Source organism: Belnapia sp. (genome assembly GCF_059504005.1).
Genome location: NZ_JCACHU010000042.1, coordinates 24204 through 39891, shown reverse-complemented (window position 1 = coordinate 39891; position 15688 = coordinate 24204). Strand labels below are relative to the sequence as shown.

At 62.6% G+C, this 15688-nt stretch carries 10 protein-coding genes; 7 read left to right on the top strand and 3 right to left on the bottom strand.

Annotated elements, in window-relative coordinates; translation table 11 throughout:
• Window positions 1-181: 181 nt before the first annotated feature.
• Both AC5JJ1_RS06010 and AC5JJ1_RS06005 read left to right on the top strand, forming a co-directional pair.
• Complete coding sequence (locus tag AC5JJ1_RS06010) at window positions 182-1306, top strand: AGE family epimerase/isomerase (RefSeq protein ID WP_495784197.1); 1125 nt, start codon at window positions 182-184, stop codon at window positions 1304-1306.
• 206 nt (window positions 1307-1512) lie between these two features.
• Window positions 1513-2433, top strand: coding sequence for a hypothetical protein (locus AC5JJ1_RS06005; RefSeq protein WP_495784196.1), 921 nt, complete (start codon window positions 1513-1515; stop codon window positions 2431-2433).
• A gap of 47 nt (window positions 2434-2480) precedes the next feature.
• Here AC5JJ1_RS06005 and AC5JJ1_RS06000 read toward each other — a convergent pair whose 3' ends face one another.
• The 3 genes from AC5JJ1_RS06000 to AC5JJ1_RS05990 all read right to left on the bottom strand — a co-directional run bounded on the left by AC5JJ1_RS06000 (window position 2481) and on the right by AC5JJ1_RS05990 (window position 6858).
• Window positions 2481-4388 carry a glycosyltransferase gene (locus AC5JJ1_RS06000; RefSeq protein WP_495784195.1) on the bottom strand — a complete coding sequence of 636 codons (1908 nt, stop codon included), beginning with the start codon at window positions 4386-4388 and terminating at the stop codon, window positions 2481-2483.
• A 213-nt stretch (window positions 4389-4601) separates the two neighbouring features.
• Window positions 4602-5774 (bottom strand): hypothetical protein, encoded by a 1173-nt coding sequence (locus AC5JJ1_RS05995; protein ID WP_495784194.1) that lies wholly within the window; start codon window positions 5772-5774, stop codon window positions 4602-4604.
• 211 nt (window positions 5775-5985) lie between these two features.
• The gene (locus AC5JJ1_RS05990; protein WP_495784193.1) at window positions 5986-6858 is read right to left on the bottom strand and encodes a DUF6270 domain-containing protein; all 873 of its coding nucleotides are present in this window, start codon (window positions 6856-6858) and stop codon (window positions 5986-5988) included.
• Window positions 6859-7291: 433 nt separating this feature from the next.
• Here AC5JJ1_RS05990 and AC5JJ1_RS05985 point away from each other — a divergent pair, with 433 nt between their 5' ends.
• The 5 genes from AC5JJ1_RS05985 (at window position 7292) to AC5JJ1_RS05965 (ending at window position 15684) form a co-directional block, all read left to right on the top strand.
• Window positions 7292-9067: an ATP-binding protein gene (locus AC5JJ1_RS05985; protein WP_495784192.1), complete on the top strand. Its 1776-nt coding sequence runs from the start codon at window positions 7292-7294 to the stop codon at window positions 9065-9067.
• A gap of 41 nt (window positions 9068-9108) precedes the next feature.
• Window positions 9109-9672, top strand: a complete 564-nt coding sequence (locus AC5JJ1_RS05980) for a hypothetical protein (RefSeq protein WP_495784191.1) — start codon at window positions 9109-9111, stop codon at window positions 9670-9672.
• Between the two features lies 1 nt (window position 9673).
• Window positions 9674-10582 (top strand): glycosyltransferase family 2 protein, encoded by a 909-nt coding sequence (locus AC5JJ1_RS05975; RefSeq protein WP_495784190.1) that lies wholly within the window; start codon window positions 9674-9676, stop codon window positions 10580-10582.
• Between the two features lie 351 nt (window positions 10583-10933).
• The gene (locus tag AC5JJ1_RS05970) at window positions 10934-12649 is read left to right on the top strand and encodes an ATP-binding cassette domain-containing protein (RefSeq protein ID WP_495784189.1); all 1716 of its coding nucleotides are present in this window, start codon (window positions 10934-10936) and stop codon (window positions 12647-12649) included.
• Window positions 12646-15684: an HlyD family type I secretion periplasmic adaptor subunit gene (locus AC5JJ1_RS05965; protein WP_495784188.1), complete on the top strand. Its 3039-nt coding sequence runs from the start codon at window positions 12646-12648 to the stop codon at window positions 15682-15684. Before AC5JJ1_RS05970 ends, AC5JJ1_RS05965 begins: the two co-directional genes overlap by 4 nt.
• Window positions 15685-15688: the final 4 nt, after the last annotated feature.

Below are 15688 nucleotides of genomic sequence, written 5' to 3'. Positions count from 1 at the left end.
TCTTAGTTTCGCGCGGAAGACTTATTCGGAAGATGCCGTGGCGGCCGGGCTACAGCGTGCAATCGGGCCTGTGCCAACCCGCATGTTGGCTTGAAACACGCTTCGATTGAGGCTCTCGAGAGCTGTCTGTATCCTGCAACTCCAGATGGATGATCCCCCTTCTGTGTGCCGGAGATGCTGTGTGACCCCTGAACGCAAGCTCCGCCTATGGCTCAACGATGTGGCGTTGCCTTACTGGGCAGGGCCGGGCCTTGATGCGAGGAGCGGCTTGTTTCAGGAGAGGCTGCTGCCGAATGGCTCACCCGATCTGGCAGCGACACGGCGGGTTTTCGTGCAGGCACGCCAAATCTATGTCTTTGCGCATGCTGCGGTGCTTGGCTGGCACCCGGACGGAACGGCGTTGGCGTTGCGCGCCTTCGACCGCATGGTCGCGGTCGCGCAAGCGCCGGATGGCAGGCGTGGCTTCATCCATACCTTCCTGCCGGATGGAATGGTCGCAAACCCGCTGCGGGATGCCTATGATCACGCGTTCATTGTGCTGGCCTGCGCCTGGCTGTTGCAGGCCAGCGGTGCGGCGCGGGTGCAGCAGGTGTTGGAGGAGGTGCTCGACTTCGTCGATGCGGAAATGACGGCCCCGGATGGTAGCTTGCTCGAAGGTGTGCCGACCAGCCTGCCGCGCCGGCAGAACCCGCAGATGCACTGGTTCGAGGCGATGCTGGCGTTGATGGAGATAGGGTTCCCAAGCGGGGCGGAGCGAGCGGCGCGGCACCGCGCCCTGTTCGAGGCGCGGTTATACGATGCACCAACGCGCAGCCTTGGCGAGTACTTCACCGACAGCTGGACACCGGCGCCCGGCCTGGCTGGGGCGATCCTCGAGCCCGGGCATCATGCCGAATGGGTGTGGCTGCTGCGGCGGCATGAGGCGCTAGCCGGATTGCCTTCGAGCAGCATGGCAAGCGAGCTTCTCGCCACCGCACTTCGCTGGGCGGATCCCGAAACAGGGCTGCTGGTGGACGAGGTGCTGCGCGACGGCGGCGTACATCGTGCGACGCGCCGGACCTGGTTGCAAACCGAACTGGCAAAGGCTTGGCTGGCAGAGGCCGAACTCGGGCGGTCTAGTGCCGTGACGGCGGCCCGTTTCGCGTTGGCGGCGCTCGACCAGCACTATCTACGCCAGCCGATCGCAGCAGGCTGGGTGGATCAACTTGACCCGGCACTGCGTCCGATACCAGGCCCAATACCAGCCAGTACGTTGTATCACATATTTGTGTCTGTCGCTGAGGCAGCGCGCGTCCTTGGCGAGTAGCGTGAAAAACTCGGGCAGTCAGTACCCTGAAGCGGCTTCCGCTAGCTGAAGCGAGTTGCAGATTGACATCGGTGCCGCGGTCCCTTGTGCTTGAACAAGGTCAGCCCAACCCGTTCTCAACGTGTCAATCCCACTGCTGCGATCTAGTGTAGGCTGGGCTGGGAACGTCAGGACCTTGTCAGGATATCTTCGGGGAAGAAGCGTGCATGCCTGGCCCAGCCAAGTCACCTGTGATTGCCGTAGTCGCCAACGACCCAATCGCACCCGAGCTACTGCGCTTCCTGGTATCGCTGCGACGGTATTCCCCAGACCAACAGGTCAGAATTATCCCTTTCGACGACGACAGCGCGCTCTGTCGCGCTATCGGGGACCAGTATGGTTGCCAATGGGTCGAAGATGACCTGTCACGCTATGACCGCTTTGGCCGGGAGATCTTCGACAAAAATCCGCCGCAGCAACCCTACCCTTACATGCTTGGCAAGATTCGCAAGCTCTGGATTTTCGACAGGCCGGAGCCGATCGTCTACATCGACACAGACACTATCATTACGTCGGATATCAGCAGCATCTTGCGGGAAGCAGCTGAAGAGGAATTCGACCTAAGCTTCGCTTCGGTATCGGCCGGCTGGATCTACGAGGACGTGACCGAGGCGGTTGCCTTGCTCAAGCGCACCCATGGCTTCTCCAGCAGCTTCCTGTTCAAGCGGACCGACCGCATGAATTTCGAGGCGATCTCTGAAACGATCCGTAAGAACCTGCCGCATTTTCACAAGGTGCGGCGGCTTGGCGTCGTCGATCAGCCGCTGCTGAACTATGCGGCCGACCACCTGTCAATCCAGGTGGTGCCGATGTACGAACTGGTCGACATCAGCTCCGATACGGTAGCCTCGCGCGACCTGCCCTGGTTCAAGGCAACAGTGCAGGATGATGGCAAGGTGCTGGCCAGCGGGAAGCCGGTGCTCTACCTGCATGCCGTCGGTAAGTACAAGCATAGCAGAGAATACGATTTCCTGTTCAACGGCCATCTGATCGAAGGCCTGTTCCAGATCGCCAAGCGGGACCCAGACCTCGGGCAACGGGTTTATGAGGCGATCCGTGACTGGATTCATTTCGAGCCGGGGGGTTGACCCTGACCCGCGTCGCCGGAATGCGGCGCGGGCTAATGGCCGCATCCTCAAGCAGCAGCAAGGAGCTTAGCCGAGTGGCGCCGCAGGCCTTCCTCGAAAATGTCGGCCACTCGCCGGTCATTCTCTTGGACGAGGTGGTGCGGGAGCGGGCCGGCGCGAAACCAGGCCTCGTCCACCAGCCCCGAAAAGGGAATGCGGTGTAGCGCACAGGCATCGATCGCGGCGCGAAAGGCGACGCCGTGGGCTGGAGCGAGCCATAACACTTCCCCGGGCTTGCGCAGGCCCAGGCTCATGATTGCATTCTGCAGGCTCATCCAGTCGTCCACGCGAACATGGATAGTACCGGGCCAAACGCTCTTGCCCCCGTCCCGCGTCAGGTCGCCGAGATCACCTTCGATGAACACGAGGCGCTTCAGCGACCCTGCCTCAAGGAAGCGGGCAAGCGAGGCCTTGGGGATGGCGCGGCGCAACGCCATCGGCGAAGGCTCCCACAACAGGTTGGAATGGAAGACCGGCAACATGCCAAGGACGCCGCCCGGCTTGTCGGAACCATAGCCTGCCCAGCGCTGGTCCCAGACCACATGGTCGTCACCATGAAGCAAGGCCGCGATCGACGAGGACCGTCCCAGCACGTCGAGCAGGGTCAGGCGAGGGCGTAGCGGCCGGCCCAAGGCATCGATGAAGGCAGCCTCCGTGACGGCGTCGACGCCTGGCGGCAGCACCCGGGCGATGACCCGCATCGTCTCCGCCGACAGCAGAAGCGTCACCGGCCGGCGCTCCGAGAAAATACGGATCTGGCTCAGAAAGCTTTGCAGGACCAGCGAGTCCGACACCGGGTGGGCAGTCGACAGGTCAATGACCAGGGGCTCGGCCCGCCGGGCGATGCTCTTGATGAATCGGTCCGCTCCGGCCGCAGTGCTGGCGCCGAGCGCAAGCCGGGCACGGGTAATGTGGATGCGGTTGCCGGAGATGGGCGGCCGCCGGAGGCTCAGTTCAATCATCGCCTCGGCCATGGCGGCAGGGGAGGTGAGCTGTACCGCCTCGTCCAGCACCGTGCCTTCGGCCGAATGCGTGCTGAATAGCGAGGGCATCTCGAGCGCGAGCGCGTCGGCGGTCTTGATCTTGAAGCCGGTGCCGTCAAAGACCGGCGCGATGGCGTAGTCGACCTTATCGTAGAATTCCGCCTCGGTCGGCACGAAGCCGAGCTTCTTCATGGCGAGGGTGGACTTCACATGCTCGCCGACGCGGCCGCCGATGACGAGTTCGACTGGCGCGAAGGTCTCGCCGATGCGGCGCTCCAGCGCCTGCACCAGGGCCTGCAGGCCGGTGATGTTGAAGCTGTTCGCGCTGGCGAGGAAGCCGAACGAGACCTTGTCGGGCGACAGGTAGTCGCGCCGGCGGAGGCGCGGTGCCTCGGCCTCCAGGGTTGGGTCATAGAAGGGGACGGTGACTACCTCGGAGCCAGTGGCGTTCAGCAGCTCGACGCCTTCCTTCTGCTGAATCGCCACGACGATGTCCGCGCGGCGGATGCCGAAGACCTCATCCGGCTGGTTGCAGATGAAGAACTCCGGGGCCTGGCCGATGCGGCGGAAAGCCTCCGGGCGCTTCCAGAAGATGTCGTGCGTCTCTAGCACGCGGACGGTGCGGCGGGGCAGGAAGTCGAAGGCCTTGCTGAGCCACACATTGTGGACGACCGCGACGTCGAAGACGCGGCGGCCGGAGACGTTGCGCAGCATCGCCTCCAGATCAGAGTCCCACCATTCGTCGAGGTGATGGTGAACACCGTTTTTCGGTGGAGTGCCGACGCCGCGATGGCCGTAGACGACATGCACCTCGTCCCACTGACTGCGGAGGATGTCGCAGGTCTCCTCGTCATGCCGCCAGTACCAATGGTCCTCGAAGGCGACGAGGAGGAACGTGATGTGGTAGCCGGCCTGCTTCAGCAGGCGCGTCATCTGCAGGGTGCGCCGGCGGTGGCCGGCATCAAGCGGCCAAGTGGCGAAGGGGGAGATGATAAGAGCAGATCGATTTAGACTGGTGCTGCTTAAGGACATATAAATTTCCTAGTTTTTTCTGCAACAACCTTTGAGTTTTATGGAGTGCATCTGCGCCGCATGAGCTAGGCGGTGCCTTTGGCGACGTGAGCGCACCTTACTCAGCCATGTCACTTAACTTCGTTTAACTTTTGCAAACGGCGCCGGCCAATGAATTTCATTAAACCGTCGAACTAATAGAGCGTCAAACTCAAGAGCACTAGCGTCAACATTTCGGATTACATCCCGCGTCCAATGCCAGTTGGTGTTAATTGCACGAAAATGCGCAAAATAAAACTCCGCTTCAGCTTGATCTGTTCGATCGTATGCACGCGTGTGCCCTTTAACGTCGACCACGTTGTGATTAGCGCATTGGACCGACAAGTCCAGTCGAGATGGCACGAAACAATATTTTGTTGTTGACACAACACTCTTACTGCGATCGCGTTCATAAAAGGAAAAGTCGCGGTGCCGTCGCTCCTCCACTGAAGGCGCCACGTCGAATGATTTTGCCAAAGGCAAAATCCAGCGCCCGCGATAGCTTATCAGCCCGGTGCCAGCTTCTGCAGCTTCAAAAACTGACTTTTCGCATGGATTTAATACGAGCTCGTCGATGTCGCTATTCAAAGCCGAAGCGGCGTCAGAGAGGAATCGCCAACGTGCATGCTCGAATGCACCATGTTGGCAAAAATTAGAGTCCCAGGGCGCCTGCAGACCCCCTCCTCCCTGCGGACCAAACTTGAATGGCCACGCAACAACGACTACTGCACGGAATGGCAAATCAGCTAATCCGGCAAGGAGTTCCTGTACTGAGTACTTACTCGACCCATTATCATAAATCAGTAAGCCAGAAGCCCCATGAGTATGAAGGTGAAAGCATGCCCAATCCCGGATCCAATCGATATTATTATCTTTGGAGATAGCGAAAAGAACTCTCTCATTACGAAAAATATGGCTGAAGTCAGACGGCTCTTTTGTGCTTATCTTAAGACCAAGCTTCGGAAATGCCAACTCAGATTCAAACCAATCGCATGCGACTACACGCAAACATTTGTCAAGATGACCTACTGCATTTGAGACCAAAGAGGCTTTTCCAAGACTTTCATTCCAGTCAACGAATGTGGTGACGTTGAATAATGGAGGCCCAATCAAATAGAGATTTTTGTTTTGGACAAATGTGTCATAAAGGAAAATTTCTGAATCAAAAAGTTCGTCGAAATTGACAGGTCGCTGCTCGACGCGTCTTTTTGCCTCTCGACGAATTCCACTAGGCAAAGAAATGGACTGAGGACGATAAATAATTCTCATGTAGGGGCCGCCACTCTCGAAATTTTATGGTGGCGGAAATAGTACCACGCCTTCACGTTTAAGTGAAGAGCTTTTTGATGAGCGCGGGACTGCTTTGTGCCTACGGCTTAAGGCGTACGGTGTGCTGCAATTTGATTCGGTATGGCCGAGGCTAGCGGAAAGCTTGGAGTTGGTACAGGGACGGGTTCGCAAGGCCATAATAATTCTCTTACTAGAGATTAGAATCGACATACCGTTTCAAGGCATTTACGCTTATCTCACCACGTTTCTTGGCTAGTTCCCGCAGAGGGACTAGGTTAGATCGCAGTTCTGCGTCGGCAATGTCAGTGTCAAGCGTCTCTAGCATGTCTTCGTACCGTTGTCGGGCATAATGGATTGGCGCCTCCCCCCAAGGATGCTCCTTCCAACTACCAATTGACCAAGGCTTAAAATGGAGAGATATAATGCCGGGAATTAATCCAACAACTATTCTGCTCATATGGTAGAAAAAGAAATTCTTTCTGATAACTTCATAGTGATTAAGCGCCTCAGAGACTTTGAATTTTCCCTTCTCTTCTTGTACTGGTGACATAAAAGGGTTAACGAGGATTATTTGAGTGTCTTGCTTTGAAACCCGAAATGTGAAGTGTTGGATCGCACTTAGCCATAAATCTAAATATTTCGGCGTGCCAAACTTTATATGCTCCTCCACCGGCAAGATACTCTGCAAAGGGTAACGCTCGAACTCGGGCCCGCGTGTAACATAAGACCCGCCGGTTAGCTTTAAGATGTCGTATGTATCCCGGAAAAAATCTACCAGAACAACATCAGCCCACTGAAAATCGTCTTCAAACGGAAAGTTTTTTTCTAGATCACGCCTGACTGTATTAAGCTCGTCCGGTTGCAAATTGCATGCGCTGAGTAGCGTCGAATCGCCTCGCTCAGCGGACATCATGCTGATGGTATTGTTCCGCCACCAATAACGTCGTTGTTTGTCAGCCGGAAGCAACACCTCTGAAACATCATACGAACAACAGGCGCCTACTATAAGCGCCTTCTGTGCTCTTCTTGGTTTTTTCAGGTATTTATCTCCAACACTAGTCATAACTACTCCTCGGGTACGAGCCTTTGCATTTAATTGTTGTTGCTAGTCGGGAAATTTTCTGTCAATCTCGTGCGGCTATCGCGCTTAAGTAGCATATCGTCGCGGTTTGTGCCACACTCTGATAAGCATTGACGCATTGTGTAGCAGACGCTCAATCACGCAGGTTGATTCGTTATCAGACATAATAACTTATGGTACATATCTTTGATCGTAAATCAGCCTACCCATGGTCGAAAAATACGCAGAGAATTTTTTAAAGACGTAGGTTTTTCTCTCGGTGTCAGCAAGTTGCGAGACTTGCTTAGGGAATCAAAAAAACCGTGAGAATACTCTTGGTGAGAAAAGGCGCTTGGTTACAAGGCATGTTCCAATTTATTTTTTTATGATTTTATCAACGCTAAAAAGCGATTGCGAAAGGACTTCGGGGATCCACATGTCTAAAGTCACGGGTCTTGGCGTAGATGACGAGGCCTTCCTCGTCTCCAGCCTCATTGATCGCTGCCCAAAGATTATGATGCTTCGGGAGCTGGTGCAGAACGCCCTCGAGGCGGCCAGCCAGGCCCCCGACGTCAGTCAGGTGCGGATTGGCGCTGTCGAGATCGACGGCGTGCGCAAGCTACGCATCTGGAACACCGGCCCTGGCATGGATGCCGACGCGCTGTACCGCATGTGCGACCTCGCCTCCTCCATCGGCAAGGTGAAGGGTCTCGACCGGAACTTCGGGATGGGGGCCAAGGTGGCATCGCTGCCGTCCAACCACCACGGCGTGCGCTACCGGTCCTGCACCGGCGGCCGCGTCAGCGAGGTCATCCTCGGCAAGCGCGACGGCGTCTACGGGCGCCTGCTGCGGCCTTCTCCCGGCCGCGCTTACCGTCCTGGTGCGGAGCGTCTTGTCGACGTCGCGGACGTCACCGTCGAGGCAACCGAATCCGGGGTGCCGACCGACCATGACTGGACCGAGGTCGTGCTGTTCGGCCAGGACGCCGCGCAAGACACCACGGTGGATCCCTATGGTGGCGAGCCGCAGTCGCGGGCGTATTGGCTGCCGCAGGCGCTTTACCATCGGTATTTTGACATCCCCGCAGACGTCGCGCTGGTTATTGAGCCGGGGCTGCATTGGTTTGCGGAGCCACGGACTTTCGAGCCGCTGAAGCGCCGGGCGCTCACCGCCTTCGCGGGCTACGAGGCTGTGCAGGCCAGCAACGGCATCACGCTGCACTACCTGCACGACCCCCAGCACGCAGTCCGGGCGCTTGAGAATGTCTCGAGCGAGGGCGCATTGCAGACCTCCTCAAGCCTCGTTGCCATCGTTTGGCGCAACGAGATGTACGAGGTGCAGCATGGCTCGCCCTGGTTCTACGAGGCGCCGGTCTTCGGCTTCACTTTCGGTGGCCGCCACCTCTCGGTCCTGATCGAGCTGGCGGACGACTACCCGGTCCTGCCGGACGCCTACCGCCAGTTCATCCGTTATGTCGGTGCCGAGCAGCAGCAAGTCCGTCCAAAGGACTTCGCCGGCTTGGTGCGGGAGTGCCAGCCGGCTTGGGTGCGTGACATCGCCCGCCGAACGAGCGACGGACGCGTCGTGAACGCCGCCATCGTCGCCGAGTTCGGCAACCTCGCCGGCCGCCTTGGGCTCGACCGCTTGTCCGACGCAAAGACGAAGACGGACTCCAAGGCTGACGCCTCCGGCAAGGGCAAGGCGAAGGACAAGGGTGCCACGTCTTCGGCCGGTCTCTTCGCCGGAGTGCGCGCGGCCTGCGGCGTGGAGCCGGTGCTGCTGCGCAGCGCGTCCGACGTGCGGGACCGTTGGCTCGAAGGGCGCGCCGCCTGCTTCTACCCGGAAACCCAGCAGCTTTTTGTCAACATGGGCTATGAGGGTCTGCTCCGCTTCCAGGCCCAGCTGTTCGACGCTGCCAAAGCAATGGCCAGTGAGGCGACGCTGAGGCCGCTGATCGAGAGTGTTACCGAAGGGCACTATGTCCGCCGCCTTGTACGCGCGGTGCTTTTCGGCCTTGCCAAGCATCTCAATGAGGAAAACTGGCAAAAAGGACATATCGAGAAGGCGATCAGCCCGGAAGCTTTGTCGACCAACGCCGATGATTTCGATGATCTGGTGCCGGGTGCGCTTGTCGCGCTGCGAGACCACTTAATCGGCGGTGCGGAGCACGCTTCAGTAGCCGTAGAGCCGACACTTAAGATTGCTGTTTGAGGGACCATTTCGCGGAGTTGTAACACATCGTGATGACTACGTTGCACACCCTGTTCCAGGCTTCTCAGGACGAGTTCTTTGCTGTCCTCGATGCCCGCTTCTCGGCGATTGATGCGCGCATGCAGGAATGCGAGGCGCAACTCGATGCGGTTGCCAGCCTGAGCGACAGCCTCGCGGCCCGCTCCCTGGCGCTGGCGAGCCGTGGGCCGGCACCTACCGCCTGGCTCTACGACGTCCGCATGCCGAACGTGTATTTCCCCGGGGTGTTCGAGCCCGAGGCGGACGACAAGGGCGCCAAGCGCTGGGTTGGCGCCTCGGGCCGGATCGAGGGCAAGCTCCTGCTCGACCGGCGGTTCCAGTACCGCTTTGAGGTCGAAGTCGTCGACTTCGTCAGCTCCGAGGCCGCCGCGTCCTTCCAGCTTTCGGTCGATGGCCGGGCCTGGCCGTGGCTGTCCGCCGACGGTTTGCATTTCTCCACAGTCGTTGCCGAGGCTCCCAATGACGCAAGCTTTGATTTCGCCCTCGAAGTCGCCACGGAAAGCCGCCCGGCCGACCGGGACGTCACCTTCTCTTTCCGCCGAATCGCCGTCAGCCGACTCGGCTAAGGTGGGGGCGCCGCGCCTCAGCGTCGTCATCTGCACCTACGATCGGTATGACGCGCTGAGCGACACGCTCGCGGTGCTTCTTGCGTCCTCGGGCTTCGCGGCCACGGCGACGGAGGTGCTGGTCGTCGAGAACACCTCGGCGGCGAAGCGGCTGCCGGTCACCCTGCCCGGCCATCCGCGGGCGCGGCTGGAGGTGTGCGAGACGGTCGGGCTGTCCGCCGCGCGTAATTTCGGCATCGCCAGGACCACCGGCGACATCGTTGCCTTTCTCGACGACGACGCCATCGTCTCCGACGACTGGTGCCGCACGGTCATCGAGACCTTCGAAGAGCAGCCGGGCGTCCGTGTTCTGGGCGGCAAGGTCGTGCCGCGCTACACGCTTCCGACGCTGCCCGCATGGTATGATAATCAGCTCTCCGGCTACCTCTCCTGCATCGATTGGAGCGCCCGGGCGCGCTTCCTGCGCAGGGGCGAGTGGATCGTCGGCGCGAACATGGCGTTCCGCCGGAGCGTCTTCGAAGAGTTCGGCGCTTTCGACATTTCGCTCGGGCGCAAGGGCGCGGCATCCCTGCTCAGCAACGACGAGACGGCGCTGCTTGAGCAGATCGGCATGCAGAACGTGTACTATGAGCCCCGCATGGCGGTGGAGCATGTGATTCCGGTCGAGAGGCTGAAGCCTGAATGGTTCCGCCACCGCGTGTTCTGGCAGGCAGTCTCCGACATGGTCGCAGGCCTTGCGAAGCCGGGCGACCCGCATCAGCGCAAAGAGTATGGCGAGGTCATCGGCCGACTCGAGGCGTCGCGCAGGAACCTCAACGCCTTGAGTGCGGAACCCCATGACTTCGCCGAGTTTCAGCTTCAGCTCCGCGGCATCTACCTGGCCACCGTCGCCTTCGGAAGCGGCCTGTAGCAGCAGCGCGTGGTGTTGCGGGCATTGCCCCGCCCGCCGGCGGGCTCCAGTCTCTTCGGCAGGGTGCGTTCCCGCGCGCGGCGCGGCCGCGGCAAGGGCATGGGCTGCATGACAGGGCTGGGCGGGCGGGACTTGGGCGAGAGGCAGCGGCCCATCTGGGCCGCATTGCCTTTCTGAAGGCTGGACCTGCTTTGTCCTGCGTGACGGCGGCACGTCCGGCGCCGCTCGTCGGACTGGGACGCGCACTGCTGTCATTCCTTCCGTGGTTTCGCGCATGTCGGAGCGTCGCCGTCTCCGCTCCGCCGTCGCCTCGTCAGCATCAGCGGTCCGGCGTGCGGAGAGGGGCCATCGATGAGCGTGAACACATATCCTTCCGGCCCAGCCAACCTGTCCCTGTCAAAGGGGGTAGAGCGGGTGCTCGACATGGGGCGCCGATGGGTCCTTCTGGTGGCGGGCTTCGGCCTGATCGTCACCGTGCTGAACATCGCCATGCTCCTGCTCAAGATGTACATGATCTCGAGCCTGACCGAACTCGGCACCTGGGACATGCTGTGGTCCTCGACCTACCTCTGGGTTGCCATCTATGTCGGCCTCGCTGTCGCAGGAATCATGCAGGCGGCCGCGGTGGAACACCTGTCCCGGCACATCGCCGACCAGCTCACTGTCCCTGCATTGCTGGGTGTCGTGGAGTATGCCGAAATGGGCTCGGCTAAGCTTCATGCGGTCCTTGAGGACCTGGAGACGGTGCGGGAGACCCTTGCGGGTTTCGCCGCCCGGACGCTGGTGAAGATTGCGATGACGCCGATGCTGGTCCCGCTGGCGCTGGCGATACATTGGATGCTGGGCGCGGTCTGTATCGCCTTCTGCCTTGTCATGGCCGTGCTGAGCCTGGCCCTTGCCCGCGCGGCCCGGGCCGAGCAGGAGCTGACGGGCGCCGGCGCCGGCAGCGCCTACAAGCTGACCCTCGACACCATGCGCGCCGGGGAGGCTGTGCTCGCCATGGGCATGCTGCCGCGGCTGGCCGGCCACTGGGTCTCGGTCAGCAGTGAGAAGGCAGGCGCCATCTGGCTGGCGCACCGAGGCCTTGCTCGCTTGAAGCTCGTCAATGGGCTCGTCCTTGGCCTATCCCGCGGCTCCTTCATGCTCACCATGTTTGCGATCACGCTGACGGGGTCTTACATGACCGCCTTCATTTCCGGCGCGTCGATTCTAGTGCTGCAGGTCTTCAGCCCCTTCGCCGCCTTGGGCACAACGATGGAGGCCTTTGCCGCGGCGACCTCCGCCTGGCAGCGGCTGCGGCGCCTAGCGGCGGCGACGACCAAGCCGCGGCCGAATGGCCTAGCCTTCCCCTGCCCGCATGGGCGGCTGGCCGTCCAGCGTCTCTCCTTCGCCTTCCACGGCCATCAGCCCCTGCTTCTGCGCAACATCGAGTTGACGGTGGATCCGGGCCGCTGTGTCGCCATCCTGGGCAGCTCTGGGAGCGGCAAGTCCACCCTGCTGCGCCTGCTGCTCGGCCTGCACCAGCCGACGGCGGGCGGAGTGTTCCTCGACGGGCATGCGACCTGCCACTGGGCACGGCGCGACCTCGCCCGGCATGTCGGCTTCCTCCCGCAGCAGCCGCTTCTGGCCCGCGGCACGGTCGCCGAGACGATCGCCCGGCTGGAGCAGCCGGAAATGGACCTCGTGATGGAGGCCGCTCGACGCGCGGGGGCACATGAGCTCATAGCCGGGTTGCCCCTCGGCTATGCGACGCCCGTCGGCGGCCAGTACCAGTTCTCGATGGGGCAGCGGCATCGCATCGCCATCGCCCGAGCCTTGTATGGCCGGCCGAAGCTGCTGCTGCTTGATGAATTCGCCGCGTCCCTAGACGCCGAGGGCGAAGCAGAGATGGTGCATCTGCTCGGCCAGCTGCGACGGGAGAAGTGCTCGGTGGTCTTCACGACTCACCGTGCGGCGTTGCTGCAGTGTGCGGACCAAGTGCTGGCCCTGCGAGCCGGCACCCTGGTGCCAGCCGGCCAGGAGCGTCATCCGGCCCGCACGGTGCTGGGCGAGCGGCGCCTCGCATGAGCGCGACCGCATCGAAGCCGGCGCCCTGGCTGCGTTGGCGCGACATCGGCGTGACGCCGGCCTCAATCGGAACGGTGTTGCTGCTGAGCCTCTGCGGGCAGCTGGGCTATTTCGGCTTTCTGCTGATCGTGAAGGCGCTGATGGATGCTATGCGGGCGGCGTCGAACCTCGACACCTATCTCGCCATGGCCTTCATCTTCGTGTGGGTCACCGTCCTCTCCGAGATCTACCTGCATCAGCGCGCGACCATGCTGAGCGCCGGCGCGCAGCGCTTTGGCCTTAGGCTGCAGGCGGAGGCCCTGCAAAGTTCCGTTCGCAACGCCGTGCGGGTGGACATGCAGGCGGGCGCCGCTACCTTGCAGGACATCGTCACGGCACAGCGATTCGTGGCTGGTCCCGCTCTGACGGATGCATTGGACCTCGTTGGCGCGGTGTTGGCGGTCATTGCCCTGTTCTATGTCGATGAGGGCTTCGGCTGGATTAGCGTTGCGGGCATCCTATCAGTCTTCGCCATCGGCTGGCTGCGCCGCGCGGCGACGGCTAGGCCCAGCGCCGCCGCAGAGGCGAGGCTCGGCGAGGCCACCGGCCAGCTCGCCGGCGACTTCACCCATGCCGATACCGGGCGCGGGCTTGGCCAGCTGGTCGCCGGCCTGTTCCGATGGTATCGCCGCTATGACCGGACGCTCGAGGCCAGCCACCTGGCGCATGTCCGCAATCACGCGATCGAGGAGGTCGAGCACCTCGTCACCGGCGCCTTCGTACTTGGGCTGATGGTGCACGGCATCGCGCTCGTCTTCGCCGGGACGGGTACGATGGGCCTCGTTCTCTGCGCCTTCTTCGGTGGCTACAAGGCGATCGCCCCCTTCGCCGGCGTCGTCCAATACTGGGCGAGCTGGAACAAAGGCATCTCGGCCTTGCGCCGGCTCCAGCAGGTTCTGCGGCAGGATGCGCCGCCGCCAGTGCATCTGGCGGATATGGCGGCTCGTCCCGGCCTGGTCGTGGAACAGCTCGGCTTCTGGCCCGAGGGCCGCGCGACGCCGGTTCTCGAAGGCATCGACGTGCATCTGCCGCCAGGCAGCGTCGCCCTGGTCCAGGGCCGTAACGGCGCCGGGAAGAGCACCTTTCTCCGCCTGGTCCTCGGCCTGCTCCGGCCGACGACAGGACGGGTTCTGCTTGCCGGCCAGAACACCCATTTTTGCGACCGGGAGGAGCTTGGCAGCCAGGTCGGCTACCTGCCGCAGGACATCCAGCTGCTGGATGCGACCGTGCAGGACAACATAGGCCGTGGCCCAGGCAGGCCGCTGGCGGAGGTCGTGGACGCGGCCCGGCATGTCGGCATTCATGATATGATCGGTCGTCTGCCGCAGGGCTACCGCACCGCCTGCGGAAGCCTCGCCGCTGGGCAGCAGCGACTTATCGCGCTCGCACGTGCCCTGCTGGGCGGTCCGTGCTTGCTGGTGCTGGACGAACCGGAAGCAGGGCTCGACGGCGCAGCGCGGCACATGCTGCTCGCCGCGGTTGAGCGGGTCCGCCTCGCCGGCGGCGTCGTCCTCGTCGTGACGCACGAGCCGGAGGCCTGGGCCGAGGCGGCGCATTACGTCCTGCGCTTGGCGCAGGATGGTGGGTGGAGCCTCGACGAGCTCCGACCGCCGGAGCCGGTCGCCGTCCCGCAGCGGCCCGTTTCCCCGGAAGCGGGGCCGGCGGCGCCGGGCCTCTCGGCCGTGCTCGAGGCCGCCGTCCCGGGCCCCACAGTCCCGCAGGTGATGCGGGCGGCCCTGGTGACGCTCGGCCTGACGCTCGTCCCGCTCATCGGCTGGGCAACGATGAGCCGGATGGAACAGGCCGTTCTCGCGCCGGGGCAGCTCGTGCCGGAAGGCCGGCGGAAGACGGTGAACCTGCAGGAAGCCGGTATCCTCCAGCGACTCCTGGTCGAGGAGGGCAGCATCGTGCGGGCGGGGGAGCCGCTGGCGCAGCTCGACATCACGCAGGCCGATGCCGCCGCCGCGCAGCTCCGCGCCGCCGCCTGGAGCGGCAGGGTCCGCCTCGCACGCTTCGCCGCCGAGCAGGCGGAGCAGCGCCATCTTGCCTTCCCGGCGGAGCTGGAAGCGGAGAGGGATCCTGCCCTTGTCATCCTCCTCCAGGCCGAGCGGGCGCTTTTCGCGGCGCGCTGGGCTGCCTTTGACGGGCAGGTGGAGGTGCAGGAGCGTGCCATCGGACAGCTGCGCGAGCAGGTCGCCGGCGTCCTCGCGCAGCGCGAGGGCGCCGGGCGGCAGGTCATGGCGGTGCATGAACAGATTGCCGGCTATGCAAGGCTTCTGGCGCAGGGCTATGCCTCGCGCTTCCTGGTGCTGAACCTGCAGCAGCAGGAAGCAGGCCTTGTCGCCGCGATCGGCCTGGCGCAGGCGCAGGAGGCAGGGCTGCGCGAAGGCATCGCGCAGGCCGAGCGGCAGCTCGAGGGGCTGCGCCTGCAGCGCCAGGCCGACATCGCGGCCGGCATCCAGATCGCCGAGGCCGCCCTCGCCGCGGCCCGCCAGCAGCTGCGCGCCGCGCAGGATGTGCTGCTGCGGCGCGAGGTCCTCGCCCCCGAGGCCGGCCGTGTGACCAGTATCCAGGCCTTCACCCCAGGTGCGAGCATCCAGCCCGGCCAGGCCATTCTTGATCTCGTGCCCGTCCACGACCGGCTGGTCGCGGAGCTGCATGTCCAGCCGACCGACATCGATCAGGTCGCGCCGGGCCAACGGGCCCGGATCCGGCTGACCGCGTTGCGCCAGGCCTCGCCGTCGCCGCTGCGCGGCCGGGTCCTGGCCATCTCGCCAGATGTGCGGATGGGCCCCGACAAGCTTCCCTACTTCCTCGTCCGGGTCGAGCTCGAGCCCGAGGCGGAGGGTCCGGGGCCGCAACCTTCGCTCGCGGCCGGCATGCCGATTGAGGCCTTTTTGCTCGGCGAGGAGCGGACGCCGCTTGAGTATTTCTGGGAGCCGGTGAAGGGATCCGCCCGGCGCCCGCTGCCGCCGGGGCATCCGGAAGGGGGGTAGCCAC

What these genes read in the sequence shown, in the direction of transcription:
- AC5JJ1_RS06005 (WP_495784196.1), top strand. Translation starts at nt 1,513, where the DNA reads ATGCCTGGCCCAGCCAAGTCACCTGTGATTGCCGTAGTCGCCAACGAC.
- AC5JJ1_RS06000 (WP_495784195.1), bottom strand. Translation starts at nt 4,388, where the DNA reads ATGACGCGCCTGCTGAAGCAGGCCGGCTACCACATCACGTTCCTCCTC.
- AC5JJ1_RS05995 (WP_495784194.1), bottom strand. Translation starts at nt 5,774, where the DNA reads ATGAGAATTATTTATCGTCCTCAGTCCATTTCTTTGCCTAGTGGAATT.
- AC5JJ1_RS05990 (WP_495784193.1), bottom strand. Translation starts at nt 6,858, where the DNA reads ATGACTAGTGTTGGAGATAAATACCTGAAAAAACCAAGAAGAGCACAG.
- AC5JJ1_RS05985 (WP_495784192.1), top strand. Translation starts at nt 7,292, where the DNA reads ATGTCTAAAGTCACGGGTCTTGGCGTAGATGACGAGGCCTTCCTCGTC.
- AC5JJ1_RS05970 (WP_495784189.1), top strand. Translation starts at nt 10,934, where the DNA reads ATGAGCGTGAACACATATCCTTCCGGCCCAGCCAACCTGTCCCTGTCA.
- AC5JJ1_RS05965 (WP_495784188.1), top strand. Translation starts at nt 12,646, where the DNA reads ATGAGCGCGACCGCATCGAAGCCGGCGCCCTGGCTGCGTTGGCGCGAC.